A 22,043-nucleotide genomic window follows, 5' to 3' on the forward strand; every position below is an offset into this window, starting at 1 on the left:
GTTTCTCCCTGAACTGATGAATGTAAATGTAACGGAACGCCTGACGTTTTTCGGCAGAATCTTCGGCCTGGATACGAATCCAGGGGCGGGCATGTGGTACTTGTTCATTACCATCTTCGTGCTGTCGATTCTTGTCTATAACCTTGGATTTGCGCGCAAAATCAAGATATGGCAGAACGTGATCATCTACATCGTCATGTTTTTCGGTTGTATAATGCTGACGTTCTTCGGCGCTTTCCTGCCGGTTGCAGAAAGTCTGGTTGTTGCTGCCATCATCCTGGCACTCTATCGTTTCAGACTGCATCAGGAACGCAAGGCCGGTAATATCAAGACTTCCGGAAAATAGAAAAAAGCTGTTCATCCATAGGATGAACAGCTTTTTTTTGCTGAATGGTACTAGTCGAACCTGATGCCGCTGACGTGTTCGAGGCGTGTCTCGATCTCTCCCTCTTTGATGACGAGCACATCGATGAGGCCATCTTCATACAGCTGCTTCCCATCCCGGCTGAAATGGGCATAGAAAGTGTGGCGCGCGTCGTATGGGAGGGTTGTCGTATCAGCTTCATGAGTGAAGGTGATCATGGCATCTTCGCCACGGACCGGTTCTGCGTATTCAAGAAATGGCTTCAGGCAGATGGCGAAAGTCCCATCCAGCAGCTGCTGCTTCTTGAACTTCTTTTCGGATTTAAGGGTCGGCGGCTTCGTTGTGCCTTCTATGATCTGACGGTTCCATTCTTTCGAATCGGAGAAGTCGATCTGTTCCTCATCCGCATCATTTCGGAGTATTTTATCAAGCTCCTCTTTACGGTCATCGAAGATCCATGTGGAAGGATCCAGTGTGATCTGAAAACGTACATTACCCATAATCTGTATTATCATATTCATTCGCTCCTTATGGTGTAATTATAACAGACTTGAACAGCATATATAAATGTCCGCAACTGCTTTCATATGCTCGTCTTCGCTTGCTTTTTTACGTATGGTGATATAAAATTTTATAGAGAGTTTATAGAAAGGGGTTATTTCGTGTCCACATTAAATGAACTGAGTAAACAAGCTTATGACCAGCTGGAGAAAGACGCAGAGAAGATTGTTCAGCTGATCGAAGTGCAGATGGACAATTTGACAATGCCCCAATGCCCTGTCTATGAAGAAGTACTGGACACCCAGATGTTCGGGCTATCCAAAGAAGTTCATTTTGCTGCCAGGCTTGGCCTGATCGATCCTCAAGATGGCCGTGCACTGCTGGAGAAACTCGAGAAGGAAGTCTCCAAAGTCCACGATGCATATATGAAAGATGAAAAATTCGAGTCTAAAGGAATGTAATCTTTAGACTTTTTTTAAATGAGGCGATACATTGTCATTCATAAAAGATTTCTTCAATTACGTAAGAGTTTATTCAAAATATGTCGATTTCACCATAGTCATTACATACGTACTGCTGAGCCTGATCGGCCTTGTCATGATCTATAGTGCGAGCATGGTGACAGCCTGGAAAGACGGGGGCAGCCCGGAGAGCTTCTACATAAAACAGCTGGTTGCCATTGTTCTCGGATTTACAATCGTCTTCATCATGGCATACTTCATGTCTGGAGAGTTTCTGAAGAACAAGTATTTCCAGATGATTGCCACAGGCAGCATCTTCATTCTACTGGTATATACAGCACTCTTCGGTATGGAGGTCAATGGTGAGAAAAACTGGATCCCGATTCCTGGAGTAGGCTTCAACTTTCAGACTTCCGAGTTCTTCAAGATTGTCACCATTCTTTACCTGGCCTATATTTACGATCGCAAGAGAGACCGGCTGAAGCATCTGGAGGGCGGCCACCTTGTTCCTCTTCTTTTTATCGGCTTCTGTACGATGATCGTCATCACCAATGATTTCGGAACGGGTCTCGTCATCATGGGGATCATAGCGGGCATCTTCCTCTATTCCGGCATCCCGATCGGCTTTCTTGCGAAAGCAGGGGGTGTACTTGCTGTCGCTGCCGGTGTTGTCGGCATATTTACGTACCTTATCAAAGGCAGCATTCTTTCCCCTTATCAGCAGGCAAGGATCGATACGTTCCTGCACCCGTTCAATGATCCGACAGGTACCGGGTACCAGCTGACCAATGCACTTGTCTCCATATCACATGGCGGCATTACCGGTACCGGCATCGGCGACAGCGTAATGAAGCTCGGCTACCTGCCTGAGCCGCATACCGATTTCATCTTCGCAATCATTGCAGAAGAACTCGGGTTGATCGGTGTCGTGTTCATACTCTGCCTCTATCTGATCATCGTCATCAAAGCACTCAGGTACGCTGCCATATCGAAAGACATGTTCTACCGCCTGGTCTGCATCGGTGTTGCAATATATGTTGCTTTCCAGCTGTTCATCAATCTTGGAGGCATCTCCAAGCTGATTCCACTGACAGGTGTACCATTGCCGCTTCTAAGCTATGGTGGATCTTCGTTCCTGAGCATTTCGATTGCTATCGGTCTTTTGATCATAGCGGCCAAGCACGTAAAAAAATCAAAAGAGATGGGACGTATCTGAACCGGACATCATTGATGTCCAGTTTTTTTATATACTATGTGAGCGGTTCCGTAAATGTTTCAAAAATAGTATGAAAATTTCGTAATGAATTTCATTGTTTATTTTTTGAATATTTAATATAATTGATTGATATAGTAAAGGAGGAAGATCATGAATAGAATCAACAAGCTGCTTGTCGCCAACAGAGGAGAAATCGCAATTCGTATTTTCCGGGCATGTACAGAACTGGATATCACTACTGTGGCAATCTATAGCAATGAAGACAAAGGTGCGCTACATAGATATAAGGCGGATGAAGCTTATCTGGTCGGTGAAAATCTATCGCCGACTGAGAGCTACCTCAATATAGAAGCAATCATCAGAGTAGCAAAGAATGCTGGAGTGGACGCAATCCACCCGGGCTACGGCTTCCTGAGTGAAAACATGGAATTTGCAAGACGCTGTGAGGAGGAGGGCATCATATTCGTCGGTCCCGAGCTCCGTCACCTCGACATGTTCGGGGACAAGGTCAAGGCACGCGAGACTGCAGTCGCCACAGGCCTGCCTGTCATTCCAGGCACGGATGGTGCGGTGCAGTCCTTCGACGAAGTGGAGGCGTTCATCGAGACGCACGGCTATCCGATCATCATCAAGGCCATTTCAGGCGGCGGCGGCAAAGGCATGCGCATCGTCGAAAGTGATGACGATCTTAAAGACAGCTACGAGCGTGCAAAAAGTGAGGCGTCGAAGTCATTCGGCAACAGTGAGGTCTACCTTGAAAAATATATTGATAGGCCGAAGCACATCGAAGTGCAGATCATCGGTGATACGGACGGCAACATGCTTCATCTGTATGAGCGGGACTGTTCCGTCCAGAGGCGTCACCAGAAAGTGGTGGAGGTTGCCCCTTCAGTCGGTCTGACTGATGAACTGCGCCTTGAAATATGTGAGGCTGCAAAGAATATGGGCGAACAGGTCGGCTATGTCAATGCCGGTACAGTGGAGTTTCTTGTAGCGGATGATGAATTCTATTTCATCGAAGTCAACCCGCGTGTCCAAGTCGAGCATACAATCACCGAAATGGTCACAGGCATCGATATCGTCAAGACACAGATCCAGATCGCCGATGGCAATACACTGTTCGGTGAAGTCATCAACCTCCCGAAGCAGGAGGACATCCCGCTCATGGGCTATGCGGTACAGTGCCGTATTACAACAGAGGATCCTTTGAACGGCTTCATGCCGGATACCGGTGAAATCATGGCGTACCGTTCCAGTGGTGGTTTTGGTGTCCGTCTGGACGCCGGAGACGGTTTCCAGGGTGCAGTCATCTCCCCGTACTACGATTCCCTGCTTGTAAAGCTCTCGACGCATGGACTGACGTATAAGGATGCCAATGAGAAGATGACACGCAGCCTGAAGGAGATGCGGATCCGCGGCATCAAGACGAACCTCCAATTCCTGATCAATGTCATCGGCAACAAGGACTTCCAGAAAGGCGACTACTCGACGAAGTTCATCGATACGACGCCATCCCTTTTCGAGTTCGAAAAGCCGAAGGACCGGGGAACAAAGACGCTGGAATACATCTCGACAATTACCGTAAATGGTTTCCCGGGTGTAGAGAAGCGACAGAAGCCGCACTTTGATCCTCCTGTGCTGCCGGACTATGAGCCGGATATCAAAGAGGGGACAAAGCAGATTCTGGATCGTGAAGGGCCGGAGGGGCTCGCAAAATGGCTGAAGGACCAGAATGATGTGCTCATCACCGATACGACGATGCGGGACGCCCACCAGTCGCTTCTGACGACACGTGTCCGGACTTACGATATGAAGAAGATTGCACCTTATACAGCGCATGATCTGAAGGATGCATTCTCCCTTGAAATGTGGGGTGGGGCAACGTTCGATGTCGCCTACAACTTCCTGAAGGAGGACCCTTGGAGACGTCTTGAGGTACTCCGCAGGGAAATACCGAACGTACTCTTCCAGATGCTGCTGCGTGCATCCAATGCGGTGGGCTACAAGAACTATCCGGATAATGTCGTGGAGAAGTTCGTGCAGGAAAGCGCGGATGCCGGTATCGATGTGTTCAGAATATTCGACTCCCTGAACTGGATGGAGGCGATGAAGCAGCCAATCGAGGCGGTGCTCAGGACAGGCAAGGTGGCGGAAGGTGCCATCTGCTACACAGGAGATATTCTGAATCCGGAGCGTTCCAATGTCTATACACTCGACTATTATAGAAATATGGCCAAAGCCCTCGAAGCGGAAGGTGTCCATATTCTCGCAATCAAGGATATGGCAGGTCTTCTGAAGCCGCAGGCAGCCTACGAACTGATCGGCGAACTGAAGGCCACCGTGGATATTCCGATCCATCTGCATACGCATGATACGAGCGGCAATGGCGTACTGATGTATCACAAGGCGATTGAAGCCGGTGTGGATGTTGTCGATACCGCCCTCGGGGCGATGAGTGGATTGACTTCGCAGCCGAGTGCCAACACCCTCTATTATGCACAGAGCAGCCAGGACAGGCAGATCCGTGCGGATATAGATGGTCTTGAGCGGCTCAGCCAGTACTGGGAGGGCGTAAGAAGATACTACACTGATTTTGAAAGTGACATCAAGAGTCCGAACACAGAAATCTACAAGCACGAAATGCCGGGTGGACAGTATTCCAACCTGTTCAGCCAGGCCAAGTCCCTCGGACTCGGCGAGCGTTATGGTGAAGTGAAGAAAATGTACCAGAAGGTGAACTTGCTGTTCGGTGACATTGTCAAAGTGACCCCGTCATCCAAAGTGGTCGGCGATATGGCACTGTTCATGGTTCAAAATGATCTGGATGAGGAAAGCGTCATCGATCGCGGTCAGCATCTCGACTTCCCGGATTCCGTCGTCAGCTTCTTTAAAGGTGAAATCGGCAGACCGGCAACAGGCTTCAATACCGAACTCCAGAAAGTTGTTCTGAAGGGCAGCGAACCGCTGACGGAGCGTGCAGGAAAAGTGATGGAGCCTGTGGATTTCGATGCGCTGAAAGAGGAGATGTCACAATTCTGCGAGCGGCGGATAACCGATAAGGATGTTCTGTCGTATGCGCTCTATCCGAAAGTATTCAAGGAATTCATCAGCACAAATGACCGGTTCGGCAATGTTGAAGTGCTGGATACGCCGACGTTCCTTTTCGGCATGCGGAAAAATGAAGTGCTCGAAATCGAAATTGACAAGGGCAAAACACTGATCGTCAATCTGCTTTCAATCGGGCACGTTCATGAAGACGGCTGCCGCTGGATGTATTTTGAACTGAACGGATTCCCGAGAAAGGTCTATATCAATGATGAGAATGTAGAGTCCACGTCAGCACGTCTGAAGAAGGCGGATCCAACCGCACTTGGAGATATCGGCGCCCAGATGCCGGGCACAGTAAGTACAGTGAAGTACAAGGCAGGCGACACATTCAAAAAAGGGGAAGTCATCATCATTACAGAAGCCATGAAGATGGAGAACTCTGTAAAGGCACCATTTGATGGCAAAGTATCCGAAGTGTTTGTGGCTGCTGGAGATAAAGTCGAGTCCATGGATCTGATGATGACAGTGGAAAAGGCATAAAAATATACCCACACAACTGTGTGGGTATATTTATTTGGATCTCGACAGCAGAAGAATGAAGTAGCATAGCAGGCCGAACAGCAGCGTGATGAACAGCGCGTGCAGCAGGGCGATGAATATGTTGACGAGTGTCAGTACACTCAGCATTCCGGTCAGTGCCTGAAGGAGCACGAGTATGAATGCAATCGTCCAGCCATACTTCAATATTCTATACTGGCTGTAGTGTCTGAGTACATGGATCAGTATGATGAATATCCAGATGACGATGATGCCGGCAAGTACACGGTGGCTCATCTGCACCCATTGGTAGAAGTCAGCCGCCCATAGCTGCCCCTGTCCACAGTGCGGCCAGCCCAGACAGGCAAGTGATGAATCCGTATGCCTTACTAGTGCGCCGCTATAGACAACGAGATAGATATAGATTGTCAGGAATATTGTATGATATCTGAGGTAGGAACCAATGGCAAGGGACTGTGCCTCAAATTTCTGATCGACCTCGAATACGAGTAGTGTAAGCAGAAAAACTGCAGCAAAGCTGATCAGTGAAATACCGAAATGCGCTGCAAGAATGAAGTCGTTCTGCCCCCAGATGACTGCGCCTGCTCCAATCAGTGCCTGAACAAGAATGAAACTGATGCTCAGAATGACAAGAAAGCGCGTTTCCCTTTTGTGCGGCAGCAGCTTGAGTGCCAGCCAGCCCAGCAGACCGACCATTATGATGGCCATGCCGGAGACGCCCCGGTGGGCAAGTTCGATGATTGTTTCAATAGGCCATGAGCTCGGGATGATCTGTCCGTGGCATAATGGCCATGACCGTCCACATCCGTCTGCAGAACCGGTTTTTGTTACCAATGCACCACCGATCTGCACGAAGACCATCATGAGTGTCGTGACGACGGCCAATACTTTTAAGTTTTTATACAATGGTAACACCTCAATAGTTCTTTTGCTGTAAGTGGTCACAGATAACTAATATATATGAAAGAACTTGTCCATGCAATCACGAATATATCCGATTGCCCTTAACAATTCCAGAATATATGGTAAAATCGAAATGTACAACAAACAACTATTCCCAGTATAAAACACAAAAGGAATGAGATTGTGGCACATTGATGAACAATTTTTGAACAATATAAAATGTAACGTTTTTATTTCAGAAATGTATAGTAAATGTGTCATTTTTAATTTATTATTATCTGTAAATGTGTCTGTGGTGAAAGGAGGCGTATGGATGCAAAGTGATGTATATGGTAATGATGTGCATCATGATAGTAAGGGAATCACCTTCAAGGCAGTGAAGACACTGGTCAAAGATGGTATTATCAAGGCGAACCTGATTCCGGCCTTTGCCGCAGGATTTCTGGCTGTAATGTATTATAATCAGTCTTTCTTCTCCAATGTGCCACTTCTGCTGCTGATGGTTGCAGCAACCGGACTTGTCATAGGCGGCGTTGCCGCACTGAACAACTACTACGATCGTGACATCGATGCTGTGATGGCATCGAAGCAGTCGAGACCAAGTGTAGACGGTACTTTCTCCGGTCGGGATATTCTGATGATCGGATACGGCAGCCTGGCTGTCGGGGAGATCCTTCTGTACTCGATCAATTCGACTGCCGGAACACTCGGTCTGATTGCCGCTTTCGGGTACGCGGTCGTCTACTCGATATTTGCAAAGCGTCACCTTCTATCGAATACGGTCATCGGTGCAATTCCCGGAGCTATGCCACCGCTTATCGGCTGGGCCGTAATTGAACCGGATCTTCATATACTTGCCTGGGCGATGTTCATCGTGATGTTCTTGTGGCAACCCCCACACTTCTACGCATTAGCAATAAAACGAAGCGATGAGTACAGCATGGCAGGAGTGCCTATGCTTCCTTCCGTAAAAGGGAATCATCGCACGAGGATATCAATTGTCTTCTGGGTGGCACTGCTTCTTTTTACTCCCATCATGATGACTGAACTTGGCTTATGGTTCGTCGTTCTTGCAACCGCATTGAACATCATATGGCTGGTCATCTCGTTCAACAAGTTCCGTCCAGTCGAAGATGATAACCGGCATGCCGGCAAGGTATTCATCTTCTCATTGAACTACATTATGATTTTCTTCGTAATGATCATTGTCGCCGGTCTATTAGGAAATTTCTAAAGCTTAAGAATGAAAGAGAGGGCTATTTACATGAAAAATCGTTGGATGAATGCCAAGTGGCTTGGACTTATCACGATCTTGGCTGCATTCGCATCCGGGTGTGGTAAGAATCATCTCAGCACTTTAAGACCAGCTGGTGAAGTTGGACAGGAACAGTTCGATCTGATGCTGCTATCCATCATTATTATGCTGTTTGTTGTTATTGCAGTTTCAATCGTCTTTACTATCGCTGTAGTAAAGAGCCGCAGGAAAAACATGGGCGAGGATTTCGAGCCCAAGGATATTGCCGGAAACCATACACTTGAAGTGATATGGACCGCAATCCCGATCATATTACTTATTATCCTTGCTGTTCCGACCGTCTACCTGACATTCAAACAGTCAGATACTGAGGCAAGTGAAAATGATGCTGGCGAAGTGAACAGCGAAGAAGTAGTCATCAACGTTACTGCAAACCAGTACTGGTGGGAATTCGAGTATCCGAATGTAGGCGTCGTTACTGGCCAGGAACTTGTCGTTCCAACGGATACGAAAGTATACTTCAATCTTCAGGCTTCCGATGTAAAACACTCATTCTGGGTGCCGGCCGCCGGTGGTAAGATGGATACGAACGTTGAAGGTATCAACAGTTTCTACCTTACATTTGATGACGAAAAAGCACAGGATTCCAACCGTCTGTTCTATGGTAAATGTGCTGAGCTTTGTGGTCCATCCCACGCACTGATGGACTTCAAAGTGAAAACCCTCCCTGAAGACGAATACAATCAATGGCTCGCAGACATGAAGAGTATCGAAGAACCTGTACAGGCATCTGCATCCGATGCAGCTGAAGGCCAGGAAATCTTCAACAACTCATGTATCGGCTGCCACGCTGTCACACCAACTGGAGCAGGGGCACAAGGACCTAACCTGACAAACTTTGGAGACCGTGAACTGATTGCGGGCTATCTGGCTCACAGTGAAGAGAACCTCATCAACTGGATCTCGGATCCGGAAGCATTCAAGCCGGACAACAAGATGACAGGCGCATACGATCTGACAGATGAGGAAATCGCATCTGTTGCCGCGTACTTGATGGAACTCAAAGTTGAAGAGGGTTCAGGTGATGTTGAAACGCTAAGACAAAACGCTGAAGAATCCTCGGAAGAGGGATCCACTGAATCCAGTGGAGAAAGCGAAGGTTCTGCAGAAGAAGCTTCCTCGGAAGAGCCTGCTGCAGAGGGCGAAGAATCCACGGAAGAAGCGTCTCCCGAGTCTGGTGAAGAAGCTTCAGAAGAAGCCTCCTCGGAACCTAGCGAAGAAAGTGCATCAGATTCTGAAGAATCCACTTCGGAATCCGATGAAGAAGGAGGTAACTAGTAATGGCATCCACAGCTAAAAAGCAAGGTGTCGGCTCTGTAATCTGGGAATACCTGACTACAGTAGACCATAAGAAAATAGCAATACTCTACTTGATTGCTGGTGGTTTCTTCTTCGTAGTTGGTGGTATTGAAGCAATGATGATAAGAATTCAGCTTGCAGTACCAAATAATGACTTCCTCTCAGCAGGACTGTTCAACGAAATGATCACCATGCACGGTACGACAATGATTTTCCTGGCAGCAATGCCGTTATTGTTCGCATTCATGAATGCGACAGTGCCACTTCAGATCGGGGCGCGTGACGTTGCGTTTCCGTTCCTGAACGCACTCGGTGTCTGGCTATTCATTTTCGGTGGTATCTTCTTGAACCTATCATGGTTCCTTGGAGGCGCGCCGGATGCAGGCTGGACAAGCTATGCTTCACTTTCAATCGCGTCAGCTGGACATGGTATCGACTTCTATGCACTCGGTCTTCAGATCAGTGGTGCAGGTACATTGATATCAGGTATCAACTTTGTAACTACAATCATCAACATGAGAGCACCCGGTATGACATACATGAGAATGCCGCTTATGACATGGACGACACTGGTCGCTTCCGTACTTATCGTATTCGCATTCCCGCCGCTCACAATCGGATTGTTCCTCCTTATTTTCGACCGCATGTTCGGATCCAGTTTCTTCCTGGTCGAAACAGGGGGCAACACGATCATCTGGGAGCATCTGTTCTGGATATTCGGACACCCGGAAGTATATATCCTGATTCTGCCGGCATTCGGTATATTCTCGGAGATATTCGCAACATTTGCACGTAAACGTCTATTCGGCTACTCGGCAATGGTATTCGCCACAATCATCATCGGATTCTTCGGATTCATGGTCTGGGCGCACCACATGTTCACAGTAGGTCTTGGACCGACAGCGAACGCGATCTTCGCCTTGGCTACGATGGCCATTGCGGTGCCGACCGGTATCAAAATATTCAACTGGATCGCAACCGTCTGGGGCGGAAGCATAGAATTCACGACACCGATGCTCTACGCTCTTGCATTCATTCCATCATTTACGATGGGTGGAGTTACAGGTGTCATGCAGGCAGCGGCACCAGCCGACTACCAGTACCACGACTCCTACTTCATCGTTGCACACTTCCACTACGTCATCGTCGGTGGTGTCGTGTTCGGACTGCTTGCAGGACTGCACTACTACTGGCCGCTGATGTTCGGTACAATGCTCAGTGAAAAGCTCGGCAAGATCACTTTCGTCATCTTCGTCATCGGCTTCCACATGACATTCCTGATCCAGCACTTCCTCGGACTATGGGGTATGCCTAGACGTGTGTTCACCTACCTGGATGGGCAGGGGTACAATACAGCCAACCTCATATCCTCGATCGGGGCATTGATGATGGCAATTGCTGTAATCATACTCGTCATCAACATCATTATGACAATCGCCAAGAATCAGAAAGTTGGACGTGATCCATGGGGAGATGGCCGTACACTCGAATGGTCACTGCCGCTTCCTGTACCATACTATAACTTTGCACAGATTCCACTCGTCCGTGGACTGGATGCATACTGGATCGAGAAAAAAGCGAACAACGGTAGAATGATGCCTTCCGAATCATTGGAAGACTTCCACATGCCGAATAACTCATTCATTCCGTTCGTCATGTCATTCGGACTGTTCGTTGCTGGTTTCGGCGCACTGTACTTTGCATCAGGCAAGGACTGGGCGATTGATGCAGTAAGTGGTCTTCCTGTACATCCATGGGCGCCATGGGTACTGGGTCTTGGACTGGCTATTACAATCGGTGCAATGATTACACGTTCTGTAAAAGATGACCTCGGCTACTATGTAACCAAGGAAGAAGTACTCAGAGATCTTGAAGAAGAAGAAAGGAGGGCGAAATAATGGCTCACATGGAATATAATGTGCCAAGCGAAAGATGGCCGGCCCATCCTGAAACTGCGACAATGGAAGGTAAGAACAAGTTCATCGGCTTCTGGATTTTCCTTGCAGGTGAGACTACACTTTTCGCATCTCTCTTTGCGACGTATCTTGCTCTGAAAGATTCAGTACCAGGGGAAGATCATCCCCTGGCTGCTGATCTCTTCGCGCTACCGCTTGCATTTGTCATGACAATGTTTCTACTGACATCATCACTGACAAGTGTCTATGCAATCTATCACATGAGAAACAACAACTTTGCCAAGATGCAGCTATGGCTCGGTATTACCGTACTCCTTGGACTCGGATTCCTTTCATTGGAAATCTACGAGTTCATCGAATATGTGCACCACGGTCATACATTCAGATCCAGTGCCTTCGGTAGTGCGTTCTACTTCCTGCTCGGTACACACGGTTTCCACGTCGTCATCGGTCTTGGATGGATCACACTGCTCATCCTGCGTAATGCGAGACGAGGTATTTCCGTCTATACGGCGGCTAAAGTGAATACAGCGTCCCTTTACTGGCACTTTATCGATGTTGTGTGGGTGTTCATCTTCACAATAGTCTACTTGCTGGGAGTGATGTAGCATGGCAGAAATCAAACAGGAACCAATGTCTAAAAAGAAGCTCGATTACGTCCGTCGTGAGCGCACCAGGGAAATGCGTCAGCAGATCATCTCATTCTCACTGATGATTTTCCTCACGTTCGTCGCTTTCGGACTGGTGGCGATGGATGTGAGTCCGCAGTTCGTCATTCCTATTGTGATAGGCATGGCTTTCATTCAGGTCATCCTCCAGTTCTACTACTTCATGCATATGAAGGACAAAGGGCATGAATTCGCCAAGCTGTTCATCATGACGGGGATATTCTTTGCATTATCCTTTGTAGTTACGTTCATCTATATCGTATGGATTGGCAAACCAATCTAAGTCAGCATAAAGACCGGCACACTGTGCCGGTCTTTATTTGTCATCATATTGTCATGGTATTACCTTGCCCAATAAACGCCTGGAAACTATACTGGGATTAAGTGATTTTATAAAGGGATGATTCTAAATGGAAAACTTGTCATCTATATCAATATTCGGTTTTATCGCAAACTGGAGTCCGTATTTCCTGGCTTTTGTCGTTTTTATTACCGTCGTCTATTTCCTGACCACCAAAAAGTGGTATCGGAAGTTTGAAGGCGGCCGGCCTCTTAAACTCAAGGAAGGTTCGCTTTTTGCCACTTGCATGCTGCTGCTCTATGCCATGTATGGTGCGCCGGTGGACATACTGAGCCATATTCTGTTCAGCTTCCATATGCTGCAGATGGCCGTGGTATTTCTGTTGATTGCTCCGCTGATGTACTTCGCCATACCCGAGTACCTATGGAAATACATCGTGGAACTGCCCGTTCTGAAGCAGTTCTTTGCAATCGCCCGGAAGCCTTTGATACCGCTGATACTGTTCAATGGAATCTTTTCCATCTATCATATTCCGGTCGTGCTCGACTACCTTAAACAGAATGCGCCATTGCACTCCGGATTCAACATTCTGCTCTTCATGCTGGCAATTCTACTTTTCTATCCGATCTTCAACAGGGTAGAGCCGCAGGAGAATCATATGGGTGGGCTGTTCAAGCTTCTGTATGTCTTTGCGATCGGAGCGCTGTTGACACCTGCCTGTGCATTGATCATCTTTGCAGGTGAACCGCTCTACAACACCTATACAGATGGAGATGCGTGGCTTTCCGCAATGGCACTGTGTGTACCTTCCGGTGTTCTTGATGGATTGAGAGGGCAGGGCCTCATTTCAGGTCCCGAGTACTTCACCAATACAACGCCGATCATGGACCAGCAGACAGGCGGCATCATCATGAAAGTGCTGCAGGAGATCTTCTTCGCCTTCATGCTCGGACATCTCTTCTATAATTGGTACAGAAATGAGCGCAGGGATGAAGATGAAGTGACACGCCGCTCCATGGAAGAGGCACGCCTACAGAAAGAACTTTTCAACCAATACAGATAATGGAATAAGGAGAATCACACCGTGCACATTTTACCGACCATCAGTACATTATTCATCGTAATCAGTGCAGTCTTCATGGCCATCGGCATCGCCAAAGTCAGAAATGGACAGATTGACGGACATCAGAAGATGATGACCTATGCAGCAGTCAGCGCACTGATCTTTTTCATCATCTATGCCTCAAGGACAGTATTCATAGGAAACACGGCATTTGGAGGACCGGAAGGTCTCGTTCCTTTCTATACGGTGTTTCTGATATTCCATATCATACTGGCTACATCAGGGGGCATCCTCGGGGGCGTCCAGGTCTACCTGGGCTACAAGAGGAAACTGGCGCGACACAGGAAGATTGCGCCATGGGCATCTACCATCTGGTTCGGTACAGCGATTACTGGTGTCATGGTCTATGTACTGCTGTACGTACTTTACCCGGGTGGCGAGACGACTTCACTGATCAAAGCCATCCTTCAGGGATAGAAAAAGGGCTGCTCGAATGAGCAGCCCTTTTTCTATGAAGATTTATGCGATTGCTTTCAGGTCCTGTGCGACAGCTCTGATTTTCTGTACGGCGTGGTTCACGATACGTTCAGGGAAATGTTCATCGCTTCCGTACTCGAGACCAGTCGGGTAGTAGTGTTTGCCCATGTATGGGTCCATCAGCTGGAGGATGGCATTTTTGGCACCAACATCCCCCTCTATTGCATATCCAGGGATACGCAGGTAATAGATGCCTTCAGGCAGTTCATATTTATAGTCGAAGGTCATCCGTTCATAATCCCATGAGCCGCCAAGTACCAGTCCGTTCTTATTCATAACATCTTGCAGTATATCCTGAGAAACGACCATCGTCTCAAGAGTAGAGTTTTCGAAAACCATGAATTTTCCTCCCTAAGCATTTTTCCATTACTTTAATTTTAATCTATTGTCCCGACAGTTGCAAATGGTATTTGAAAACTGAAAATGCTGGTGGTGGAAAACCATGGATATGTGATATTATGTGGGGGAGGTGTTGTAAATGGTTACAGAAACAGAAATGGAAATTCTAGATCAGCTCGATGCCTTAAATGAAAAAATAAGGCAGACCGAAGCCTATCAGCAGTATTGCAGATACCGTGCACTTCTTGATGAAGATCAGGAAGTATCACAGCTCATAGATCAGTTCACACGTCTGAAGATGGATTTCGAGGAAGTCCAGAGGTTTGGCAGATACCATCCCGACTTCAGTACAAAACGTCGGGAGATCAACCAGTTCAAAAAGAAACTGGATATGCACCCCGTCATCATGGAATACAGAAGGACCGAATATCAGCTGCAGGCTCTGCTTGATGAAGTGCTCTATCACGTGAGCACGAGTGTCAGCAGCAATGTCAATGTAGTCAGCAGCAACCCGTTCTTCTCCGTATCCGGAGAGTCCGGATGCGCAACAGGTGGCAGCTGCGGATGCCAGAGTGCAAGCTAGGATATGCGAAAGGCTCCCCATCGGGGAGCCTTTTCTAGTATCTTTCCTTCATCAGGTGGTGGCTGATGTCCGGATAATCGGTGACAATCGTGTGCGCACCTTTTTGGATGAGTTCATCCATCTCGTCCATTTCATTGATGACCCAGTATCCGACCGCAATGTTCAGGCTCTGCAGATAGTCTATGAAGCCTTCCTTGTCGAGCGGAATGTTGTTGTAGCGTGGTGGAATCTGGAAAGTATCCGCTTTAGGATTGAATAGATGCTTGAATCCTGAAGCATATGCCAAGTAGGCATTTCTGACCTGTTCTTCTCCGGCCCCAAGAGCGATGTCATCGCCCGAGTAGAGCTGGAACCGCTCAATCTGTGCATCGTGGAAGCTTGTGATGAGGACACGATCGCGGACGTCAAGCTCATCGATCAGACGGTAGAGCAGGCTTGGCATCAGACTGCCTTCATATGAATTCGGATCGTCCTTGATATCGATGTTGATGAGCTTGTCGGGATACTTCTCGATCAGCTCTCTGAGTGTTACAATGCGTGCATCTTCAGATTCCCTGTAAGGGTGGTTTCCTTCAGCATCCCGGAAATGGTAGCCGAAATCGAGTTTTCTGAGTTCGTCGAGTGTCAGGTTGCTTATGCGTCCGGCACCATTGGAAGTACGGTCCACATAGGCATCGTGGAAGACGACAATCTCTTCATCCTTTGTCATGCGGATATCGACTTCAAATCCGTCGACTTCGAATCTGCCCGCCTTGTCGAAGGCCGCAATGGTATGCTCCGGTGCAAGTCCCATGCCGCCGCGATGTGCAAAGATATAGGGGGAGCGGTGTCTGAAGTACGGTTTGATGTCTCTGATCTTCGGTTCACTCGCCACTCTGGTTCCCACCCAGAGTCCACCGACGAGTCCGCCTGTGACCCCGATTGCTGCAAGTAGGCTCTTCGTACACTTTTTCATAGTAATTATGCCTCCAATTATAGTTTCGTTTAAAACTTCCTATTTCCATGGTATCATAACTGTATAAAAATATATAAGGTGGGGTAGTATGCTTGAGAAACGCATCGGCATATACATTTATTTTAAACAAAATAAATTCATACGACAATTGAAACGGTACGGCCACCTCATATACGTCAATAAGGAAAAAAAGTACTTATTACTATATATATACGAAACCGACCTCTCTCAAACAATGGAGGCTTTGAACCGGCTGAAGTATGTCAGCGATGTGGTGGCGAGCGAATATCCGAATATCAAAAGGGAATACGGTACCGAGAACTTTGAACCGAAGGACTACCGGGTCATCTGATTTTCATGTCAGGGGCGGAATCAGATGGTTCAGCCGCAGTACCCCGGTAATGTACTGGTAGAACTGCTCTCTTTCGTGGAAATCTTTTGGATCCCGCGTGGAGAATTCAATGACCGGAATATTCTGCCCCCGGCACCATTCACTGATCATCGCATATTTCTTTCCTGTGCCCTCCTTATGAAGGATGCCTCTGTAGATGGCATATATGGCCTGGAAATTTCCGCGGAGCGGTGACATGACGAGAAGAAATGTCGACATGCCTTCTGCGGTATGGAGGAAGATTCCTTTATCGATTCTTCCATGGTCATTCTCTATCAGTGCTTCAAGCTCGAAAAGGTCGCCATGACCTTCTCCAAGTGTGATGAATTTCTGCATATTATCAACTCCCATTCATCATTCTAAACCAACCATGTAAGGAAAGAAAGCAGGTTTCTCATGAGAATAATCAGTGGAAAATATAAATCAAAAAAACTTGCGGTACTGAAGTCGAATGATACGAGGCCGACGACCGACAAGGTACGGGAAAATATATTCAACATACTCGGTCCGATCGACGGCAGTGTCCTGGACCTGTTTGCCGGAAGCGGCGCACTCGGCATCGAGGCGCTGAGCCGCGGAGGGACGGATGCCATGTTCATAGATGGGGCGAAGGATGCGGTCGGCATCATAAGGCAGAATACGGAGGACATCGATGAACCGGTGGAGATCTTCCGCAACGACTACCGGCGTGCGCTTCGGGCCATGAGCAGGCGAGGCAGGCAGTTCGATCTGATTTTCCTGGATCCGCCATACCATAAGGGGATGGTCGAAGTAGCACTTGAACTGATCGATTCACTGGACATACTCGCCCGAGACGGCCGTATTGTGGTTGAGACGCATAAGGACGAAGCCTACGGAACACCCGGCTACGCCAGCCTGAAAGAAGCGGTATATGGCACGATCCGCATCAATGTACTGACAAAGGAAGGGGAACTATAATGAGTAGAATCGCAGTATGCCCGGGAAGTTTCGACCCGATCACCTACGGTCATCTTGATATCATAGAGCGGACGAGCAAGATTTTTGATACAGTCTATGTGTCCGTGCTGAAAAATTCATCAAAGAAGGGGCTCTTCTCGACAGAGGAGCGGGTGGCGATGATAGAAGCGGTGACCGCCCATCTGCCGAATGTCGAAGTGAGGAGTTTCAATGGCCTGCTGATCGACTTCTGTGAGGAAGTGGGGGCCAGGTCGATTGTCAGAGGCCTGCGTGCAGTCAGCGATTTCGAGTACGAGATGCAGCTGACCTCCATGAACCGCAAGCTCAACAGCTCCATAGAGACGATATACATGATGACCAACAACAACTATTCGTTCATCTCCTCCTCGATTGTCAAAGAGGTGGCCAAATATGGTGGCAGAATAGAGGACCTGGTCCCGCCGCTTGTGGAGGATGCCCTGAAACAGAAATTCAGTCTGCGATGATGACCGGCGTATTGAAGTCGTTCCTGTCCGAGCCGCTGTAGATATTATGGATATCGGTGGCGATGATATCGTTTCGGATATATCCGCTGTTCCTGCTGTTGACGTTGGTGATGACTTCAAGCGCTTCAGGCAGGGTTTTCAGCAAGGTCTGCCCTGTTCGGTTCATGGCCAGCACTCTGATGGCCTCAGGCAACTGCAATCCAGCCATCTGCGTCTGCGTAATATTGAGCAGTATATAGATCATGAGCCGGTTGAGACGCGTCATCGTATAGCGCTTCGTCTTGACATCGGAAAGGAAAGCATCATAGGAACGATGTTTTCTTATTTTGGCGAGCAATCTGTGCTCTATGCCTTCGGTCATCATATAGATTTCACGCAAGTCGCGTGGCGTACTGCGCTGGATGAGGAGCTTCAGAGTATCGAACAGCACTTCGTTGGACAGTGGACCTTTGGCATGGATGCTACGCACCAGGTCTTCCGGCATATATTGCGCTGCTTCCTCGGTCCTGCCTTCCTGGATGGCCTGCCTCAGACTGGTGGCACTGGAGAAGCGGGATTCGGACAGGGCGGTCTCATTGTACTGGTTGCCGAGCCTTGGTATGGTCAGCGGTGTGATCTCGGCGCCGAGTGAATCGATTGCGCGCAGATAGGACAGACCAAGAGTGTTATTGGCACCATTGAAGATGTCGGAGCCGATGGCTGCGTTGATGGCGCGGGGGTAGCTGTAGCCCTGCTTCGTCAATACCTCCATCTTCTCCCTTATATCATGATCCTTCAGCTTATGGTACGTATCATGAAGCGCATCGATATCCCCGGACTCACTGCCGAAGACGATATGGTCGCTGCCGAGCAGTTCTGCAATATGCACACCGCCGAGTGCAAAGTCATCGGCAAAGCTCACCGCCCAGGGCATGGGCAGCTCGACCACGAGATCGACATGTCCAATGGCCGCCTGAGCACGCGTGAACTTGTCGGTGACGGCAATTTCGCCACGCTGTGTAAAACTGCCTGACATGATTGCGATGACGACGTCTGCCCCGGTCAGCCGCCTGGAGGCTTCGATATGATGGATATGTCCATTATGAAAGGGATTGTATTCAGTAATTAAAGATGTAATAATCATGGTTAGACACTCCTTTCTCTTCAATGATATTGTAACAGAAAATGCCATTGGAATAATGTGTAGTGTTAAGAAAAAAACTTGACAGAAAACCTTGTTGAAGGTACAATGTTTTTTGTGCTCATAAGAGGTGAAACTATATGAGATGGTCATTAACACAGCTTAATAAGTTCAAACAGAAATCAATCGCTGTAAATGAAAAGGTCCAGTTCGGAGAGATAACAGATCGCAAGGATGTCACCGGCACTGAAGAGACTTCAGTGGAAGGTGAGATCCATATACGGAATCGTGAGATTCTAGTCGATCTCATGATAGATACAGTGGTCAATATGCTCGATAGCCGTACTTCCGAAGATATAGAGGTACCTCTTCACATCGAATCACAGGAAGTATTCGTTGAAGAGCCGGGTGAGACCGACGAACTGGCTGAAAATGTTCATCCAGTGACCCACACTTTGGATCTCGAACCGATTGTCCGTGAACTGATTGTCGTCAATATTCCCTACGTCATCACCAAAAGTGATGAAACGCTGACAGGTGGTAGTAACTGGTCGGTCATGAAAGAAGAGGAACTGGCGGAAGATGCGGAAAAAGTGGATCCGAGAATGGCAAAGTTGAAATCGCTGCTAGACGACAGTGAAAATAAGGAGGAATAGAAATGGCAGTACCAAAAAGAAGAACCTCAATCACACGCAAAAGAAAACGCCGTACGCACCTGAAACTTTCAGTGCCTGGTATGGTCGAATGCCCGAACTGTGGTGAAATGAAGCTTTCCCACCGTGTATGTAAAGAATGTGGCAGCTATAAAGGTGAAGACGTCGTAGCAAACTAATTGATGCGATATGAAAAGTCGCTGGCGGAATGAATCCGCCAGCGACTTTTTGTGTTTTCCCATCTAGTTCAGTACATAGCCTTCCGGATACCAGATCAACGGATCATCCGCCATGTCCCGGTCAATGTCATATTTCATCGGTTCAAAGCCATGCTTTTCGAAGAATCCGCGCGCATTCTGGCGGCTGATCGCCTTGATGGGAAGTGCGTAATTCTTGGCGAATTCGATCATTTTACCGCCGAATCCCCGGCCCTGGTACTTCTCGAGTACTTCAAGCTTCCAGATGACCATGTAGTCATGTGGCGGATCGAATATCGGCTGCTGCTCGTCCTCTTTGCGGTACAGGCACATGCGGGCGGCCAGTGTGTCGCCGACGTAGATGCCATAGAATGGGGAGTCGATATCAGCGTCAATCATATTGCCTTCGAGTTCTTTCATCATATGCAGTTCCTGCGCACCATACTCACGGAATTTCTTGAAATCTTCTGCGGTCTTATAATTGATTGCTAAATGTTTCACTTCTGACATTTTTATTCTCTCCTTTGGTTTCATTATAGTATATTTCTTCAAAACCGTTCAATTGTTTTATATGTTTATAATATTTATAATCTAATTACTACCCCGAAGAAGGAGACGGATTATGGAAATCGAATGTTTGAATTTCGGACAGGATGAATTTACAAAAAACTTCAATAATAAAGATCAAGGGACACTGCAGTTCTATGATCATCTTTCCTATGATAGGGAAAGCGTGGAAAAGGTGCTGGATCGCCCTGTGCATCCGCATACGGAAAAGCTTGCGGGCATCATACGGAGCGATATGGAGCAGTATGGGCTGAGTGATGCGCAGCGTGAAAATATAGAAAAGCTCAAGGCCGGACATCGGGTCATCATCGGCGGCCAGCAGGCTGGCCTGTTCATGAGTCCGAGCTATATCATGCATAAGATCATCACACTGCTTGTGCTCACAGAGGAAGTCAAAGCAGCGCATGACTATGATGCGGTTCCTGTATTCTGGGTTGCCGGGGAGGATCATGATTTTGCCGAGGTGAATCATACCTACATCTATGACAAGCATCATAGAAGACGCCGTAAAATCTCCTATAAACCGAACTTGACGGTACCGATGAGTCTCGGGTTCTACCGGTATGATGCTGCCGAAATGGAGAGGACACTGCTCGCAATCATCGAAGCATGCGGCGATTCGGGTCTGCTTTACCATAAGAAGAGCCATATCATTGAAATGATCCATCGCCATGAGTACTGGACTGAACTCTTTCATGCGCTCGTCCATGATGTGTTCAAGGAGGAAGGACTGCTCATCTTCAACGCGCACAGTGAGGCAGTACGTGCCTTTGAAGTGCCGATGTTTGAACAAATGATCAATCATCATGAAGACATCGACCGGTCCTTCAGGAGCGGACAGAAGAAATTCAATGAAACACTCGGACTGTCCCCGATGATAGAGACGGAGACCAATGTCCATCTGTTCACAGGTTCCGAAGGAAGCAGGACACTGCTGATGCAGCAGGATGGCCGGTTCGAGACAGATAAAGGCACAATCGACAAGGAGGCGCTGATCGAAAGACTTGGGGATGCACCTGAAACGTTCAGCAATAATGTCGTTACGAGACCCCTCATGCAGGAAATGCTGTTCAATACGCTCATATTCGCGGGCGGCGGTGCCGAAGTCAAGTACTGGGGCGAACTCCACGAAGTGTTTCAATCAATGGGGATGCCGATGCCGATTGTTCTGAAGCGCATGGAGATCATCCACGAAGATATGCGGCTTGGCAAGCTGCTTGATAAATATGATCTGCAAGTATCTAATACACTGCATGCAGATGTGGAAAACAGAAAGAACAGGCTGGTGGAGGAGGCGACCGACCAGGCATTCCTTGACGAGGTGGATGCGATGAAGACCAGACTCGAAGATGACTACCGAGCCCTGTCGGGTGGTGATGGCCGGGAGCGGTACGGGCATCTGATTGAAGCGAACATGAAAGTCCACCAGAAGCAGCTTGCCTATCTGAAACGGAGGTACAGGCTCGAAGTGAAAAAGGCATTGAGAAGCAGGCTGAATGACCTTGAGGAAGTGGCGGAGCGCGTCATGCCTGGCGGTGCGCTGCAGGAGCGTGTCTACCACCCTTGGATGTTCCCTGGAATCGACCATCGCAATCTAAGCTATACGACGAAGCTCACAATTATAAAAGGCGTCTAGCATAAAGGCAGTTTCCTTCTCGTGGAAA

The 22,043-nt window shown here is 48.0% G+C and carries 24 protein-coding genes and 1 pseudogene; 18 read left to right on the forward strand and 7 right to left on the reverse strand.

Annotated features, from left to right (window positions below):
* Positions 1–16 precede the first annotated feature (16 nt).
* A complete protein-coding gene (locus tag FO441_RS02075; RefSeq protein ID WP_145285081.1) occupies positions 17–346 on the forward strand; it encodes a YlaH-like family protein in 330 nt (109 codons plus the stop codon).
* A gap of 50 nt (positions 347–396) precedes the next feature.
* On the opposite strand, the gene FO441_RS02080 is transcribed toward FO441_RS02075, so the two are convergent.
* Positions 397–879 carry a hypothetical protein gene (locus FO441_RS02080; protein WP_145285084.1) on the reverse strand — a complete coding sequence of 161 codons (483 nt, stop codon included), beginning with the start codon at positions 877–879 and terminating at the stop codon, positions 397–399.
* Between the two features lie 147 nt (positions 880–1,026).
* On the opposite strand from FO441_RS02080, the gene FO441_RS02085 reads away from it, so the two are divergent.
* The 3 genes from FO441_RS02085 (at position 1,027) to FO441_RS02095 (ending at position 6,130) form a co-directional block, all read left to right on the forward strand.
* The gene (locus FO441_RS02085) at positions 1,027–1,326 is read left to right on the forward strand and encodes an Fpa/YlaN family protein (RefSeq protein ID WP_145285086.1); all 300 of its coding nucleotides are present in this window, start codon (positions 1,027–1,029) and stop codon (positions 1,324–1,326) included.
* Positions 1,327–1,357: 31 nt separating this feature from the next.
* Positions 1,358–2,542, forward strand: a complete 1,185-nt coding sequence (locus tag FO441_RS02090; RefSeq protein WP_145285089.1) for an FtsW/RodA/SpoVE family cell cycle protein — start codon at positions 1,358–1,360, stop codon at positions 2,540–2,542.
* 150 nt (positions 2,543–2,692) lie between these two features.
* Positions 2,693–6,130 carry a pyruvate carboxylase gene (locus FO441_RS02095; RefSeq protein WP_145285092.1) on the forward strand — a complete coding sequence of 1,146 codons (3,438 nt, stop codon included), beginning with the start codon at positions 2,693–2,695 and terminating at the stop codon, positions 6,128–6,130.
* 30 nt (positions 6,131–6,160) lie between these two features.
* Here FO441_RS02095 and FO441_RS02100 read toward each other — a convergent pair whose 3' ends face one another.
* Positions 6,161–7,054 (reverse strand): COX15/CtaA family protein, encoded by an 894-nt coding sequence (locus FO441_RS02100; protein ID WP_145285094.1) that lies wholly within the window; start codon positions 7,052–7,054, stop codon positions 6,161–6,163.
* 310 nt (positions 7,055–7,364) lie between these two features.
* Here FO441_RS02100 and cyoE point away from each other — a divergent pair, with 310 nt between their 5' ends.
* From cyoE to FO441_RS02135, 7 genes and pseudogenes are all read left to right on the forward strand, one after another.
* Positions 7,365–8,285 (forward strand): heme o synthase, encoded by a 921-nt coding sequence (gene cyoE / locus FO441_RS02105; protein ID WP_145285097.1) that lies wholly within the window; start codon positions 7,365–7,367, stop codon positions 8,283–8,285.
* A 30-nt stretch (positions 8,286–8,315) separates the two neighbouring features.
* A pseudogene (coxB, locus tag FO441_RS02110) lies at positions 8,316–9,380 on the forward strand (cytochrome c oxidase subunit II); the annotation flags it as partial.
* A gap of 266 nt (positions 9,381–9,646) precedes the next feature.
* A complete protein-coding gene (locus FO441_RS02115; protein WP_145285102.1) occupies positions 9,647–11,563 on the forward strand; it encodes a cytochrome c oxidase subunit I in 1,917 nt (638 codons plus the stop codon).
* Complete coding sequence (locus FO441_RS02120; RefSeq protein ID WP_145285105.1) at positions 11,563–12,189, forward strand: cytochrome c oxidase subunit 3; 627 nt, start codon at positions 11,563–11,565, stop codon at positions 12,187–12,189. Before FO441_RS02115 ends, FO441_RS02120 begins: the two co-directional genes overlap by 1 nt.
* 1 nt (position 12,190) lies before the next feature.
* Entirely contained in the window at positions 12,191–12,532 is a 342-nt protein-coding gene (locus FO441_RS02125) for a cytochrome C oxidase subunit IV family protein (RefSeq protein WP_145285108.1), read from the forward strand.
* Positions 12,533–12,659: 127 nt separating this feature from the next.
* Positions 12,660–13,613: a cytochrome c oxidase assembly factor CtaG gene (ctaG, locus tag FO441_RS02130; RefSeq protein WP_145285111.1), complete on the forward strand. Its 954-nt coding sequence runs from the start codon at positions 12,660–12,662 to the stop codon at positions 13,611–13,613.
* A gap of 21 nt (positions 13,614–13,634) precedes the next feature.
* Positions 13,635–14,090, forward strand: coding sequence for a DUF420 domain-containing protein (locus tag FO441_RS02135; protein ID WP_145285113.1), 456 nt, complete (start codon positions 13,635–13,637; stop codon positions 14,088–14,090).
* 42 nt (positions 14,091–14,132) lie between these two features.
* On the opposite strand, the gene FO441_RS02140 is transcribed toward FO441_RS02135, so the two are convergent.
* On the reverse strand, positions 14,133–14,489 hold the full coding sequence (locus FO441_RS02140; protein WP_145285115.1) for a YugN family protein: 357 nt from the start codon (positions 14,487–14,489) through the stop codon (positions 14,133–14,135).
* A 139-nt stretch (positions 14,490–14,628) separates the two neighbouring features.
* Here FO441_RS02140 and FO441_RS02145 point away from each other — a divergent pair, with 139 nt between their 5' ends.
* On the forward strand, positions 14,629–15,072 hold the full coding sequence (locus tag FO441_RS02145) for a YlbF/YmcA family competence regulator (protein ID WP_145285118.1): 444 nt from the start codon (positions 14,629–14,631) through the stop codon (positions 15,070–15,072).
* A 34-nt stretch (positions 15,073–15,106) separates the two neighbouring features.
* On the opposite strand, the gene FO441_RS02150 is transcribed toward FO441_RS02145, so the two are convergent.
* Entirely contained in the window at positions 15,107–16,027 is a 921-nt protein-coding gene (locus FO441_RS02150) for a glycerophosphodiester phosphodiesterase family protein (RefSeq protein ID WP_145285121.1), read from the reverse strand.
* Between the two features lie 88 nt (positions 16,028–16,115).
* Between FO441_RS02150 and FO441_RS02155 the strand changes: the two genes are divergently transcribed.
* The gene (locus tag FO441_RS02155; protein WP_145285124.1) at positions 16,116–16,379 is read left to right on the forward strand and encodes a DUF2129 domain-containing protein; all 264 of its coding nucleotides are present in this window, start codon (positions 16,116–16,118) and stop codon (positions 16,377–16,379) included.
* A gap of 3 nt (positions 16,380–16,382) precedes the next feature.
* Here the strand turns inward: FO441_RS02155 and FO441_RS02160 are convergent, their stop codons facing one another.
* On the reverse strand, positions 16,383–16,754 hold the full coding sequence (locus FO441_RS02160; protein ID WP_145285127.1) for a DUF7147 family protein: 372 nt from the start codon (positions 16,752–16,754) through the stop codon (positions 16,383–16,385).
* Between the two features lie 60 nt (positions 16,755–16,814).
* On the opposite strand from FO441_RS02160, the gene rsmD reads away from it, so the two are divergent.
* The gene (rsmD, locus tag FO441_RS02165; protein ID WP_145285129.1) at positions 16,815–17,357 is read left to right on the forward strand and encodes a 16S rRNA (guanine(966)-N(2))-methyltransferase RsmD; all 543 of its coding nucleotides are present in this window, start codon (positions 16,815–16,817) and stop codon (positions 17,355–17,357) included.
* Positions 17,357–17,842, forward strand: coding sequence for a pantetheine-phosphate adenylyltransferase (coaD, locus tag FO441_RS02170; protein ID WP_145285132.1), 486 nt, complete (start codon positions 17,357–17,359; stop codon positions 17,840–17,842). The genes rsmD and coaD overlap by 1 nt, the downstream gene beginning before the upstream one ends.
* On the opposite strand, the gene FO441_RS02175 is transcribed toward coaD, so the two are convergent.
* Positions 17,829–18,965, reverse strand: coding sequence for a nucleotidyltransferase (locus tag FO441_RS02175; protein ID WP_145285135.1), 1,137 nt, complete (start codon positions 18,963–18,965; stop codon positions 17,829–17,831). The genes coaD and FO441_RS02175 overlap by 14 nt on opposite strands.
* Positions 18,966–19,102: 137 nt before the next feature.
* Between FO441_RS02175 and FO441_RS02180 the strand changes: the two genes are divergently transcribed.
* Both FO441_RS02180 and rpmF read left to right on the forward strand, forming a co-directional pair.
* Positions 19,103–19,618 carry a YceD family protein gene (locus tag FO441_RS02180; RefSeq protein WP_145285138.1) on the forward strand — a complete coding sequence of 172 codons (516 nt, stop codon included), beginning with the start codon at positions 19,103–19,105 and terminating at the stop codon, positions 19,616–19,618.
* A gap of 2 nt (positions 19,619–19,620) precedes the next feature.
* Complete coding sequence (gene rpmF / locus FO441_RS02185; protein WP_145285141.1) at positions 19,621–19,794, forward strand: 50S ribosomal protein L32; 174 nt, start codon at positions 19,621–19,623, stop codon at positions 19,792–19,794.
* 63 nt (positions 19,795–19,857) lie between these two features.
* Here rpmF and FO441_RS02190 read toward each other — a convergent pair whose 3' ends face one another.
* Positions 19,858–20,322 carry an N-acetyltransferase gene (locus tag FO441_RS02190; RefSeq protein ID WP_145285144.1) on the reverse strand — a complete coding sequence of 155 codons (465 nt, stop codon included), beginning with the start codon at positions 20,320–20,322 and terminating at the stop codon, positions 19,858–19,860.
* Positions 20,323–20,434: 112 nt separating this feature from the next.
* Between FO441_RS02190 and bshC the strand changes: the two genes are divergently transcribed.
* On the forward strand, positions 20,435–22,015 hold the full coding sequence (gene bshC, locus FO441_RS02195; protein ID WP_145285146.1) for a bacillithiol biosynthesis cysteine-adding enzyme BshC: 1,581 nt from the start codon (positions 20,435–20,437) through the stop codon (positions 22,013–22,015).
* The last annotated feature ends 28 nt before the right edge of the window (positions 22,016–22,043 follow it).

The organism is Salinicoccus cyprini, assembly GCF_007713705.1.
GTDB lineage: Bacteria > Bacillota > Bacilli > Staphylococcales > Salinicoccaceae > Salinicoccus > Salinicoccus cyprini.

Bases quoted from the DNA above. Each gene is read 5' to 3' on its own strand.
- FO441_RS02075 (WP_145285081.1), top strand. From the start codon at position 17: ATGAATGTAAATGTAACGGAACGCCTGACGTTTTTCGGCAGAATCTTC.
- FO441_RS02080 (WP_145285084.1), bottom strand. From the start codon at position 879: ATGATAATACAGATTATGGGTAATGTACGTTTTCAGATCACACTGGAT.
- FO441_RS02095 (WP_145285092.1), top strand. From the start codon at position 2,693: ATGAATAGAATCAACAAGCTGCTTGTCGCCAACAGAGGAGAAATCGCA.
- cyoE (WP_145285097.1), top strand. From the start codon at position 7,365: ATGCAAAGTGATGTATATGGTAATGATGTGCATCATGATAGTAAGGGA.
- FO441_RS02115 (WP_145285102.1), top strand. From the start codon at position 9,647: ATGGCATCCACAGCTAAAAAGCAAGGTGTCGGCTCTGTAATCTGGGAA.
- FO441_RS02120 (WP_145285105.1), top strand. From the start codon at position 11,563: ATGGCTCACATGGAATATAATGTGCCAAGCGAAAGATGGCCGGCCCAT.
- FO441_RS02125 (WP_145285108.1), top strand. From the start codon at position 12,191: ATGGCAGAAATCAAACAGGAACCAATGTCTAAAAAGAAGCTCGATTAC.
- ctaG (WP_145285111.1), top strand. From the start codon at position 12,660: ATGGAAAACTTGTCATCTATATCAATATTCGGTTTTATCGCAAACTGG.
- FO441_RS02140 (WP_145285115.1), bottom strand. From the start codon at position 14,489: ATGGTTTTCGAAAACTCTACTCTTGAGACGATGGTCGTTTCTCAGGAT.
- FO441_RS02145 (WP_145285118.1), top strand. From the start codon at position 14,629: ATGGTTACAGAAACAGAAATGGAAATTCTAGATCAGCTCGATGCCTTA.
- FO441_RS02150 (WP_145285121.1), bottom strand. From the start codon at position 16,027: ATGAAAAAGTGTACGAAGAGCCTACTTGCAGCAATCGGGGTCACAGGC.
- FO441_RS02155 (WP_145285124.1), top strand. From the start codon at position 16,116: ATGCTTGAGAAACGCATCGGCATATACATTTATTTTAAACAAAATAAA.
- FO441_RS02160 (WP_145285127.1), bottom strand. From the start codon at position 16,754: ATGCAGAAATTCATCACACTTGGAGAAGGTCATGGCGACCTTTTCGAG.
- rsmD (WP_145285129.1), top strand. From the start codon at position 16,815: ATGAGAATAATCAGTGGAAAATATAAATCAAAAAAACTTGCGGTACTG.
- coaD (WP_145285132.1), top strand. From the start codon at position 17,357: ATGAGTAGAATCGCAGTATGCCCGGGAAGTTTCGACCCGATCACCTAC.
- FO441_RS02175 (WP_145285135.1), bottom strand. From the start codon at position 18,965: ATGATTATTACATCTTTAATTACTGAATACAATCCCTTTCATAATGGA.
- FO441_RS02180 (WP_145285138.1), top strand. From the start codon at position 19,103: ATGAGATGGTCATTAACACAGCTTAATAAGTTCAAACAGAAATCAATC.
- rpmF (WP_145285141.1), top strand. From the start codon at position 19,621: ATGGCAGTACCAAAAAGAAGAACCTCAATCACACGCAAAAGAAAACGC.
- FO441_RS02190 (WP_145285144.1), bottom strand. From the start codon at position 20,322: ATGTCAGAAGTGAAACATTTAGCAATCAATTATAAGACCGCAGAAGAT.
- bshC (WP_145285146.1), top strand. From the start codon at position 20,435: ATGGAAATCGAATGTTTGAATTTCGGACAGGATGAATTTACAAAAAAC.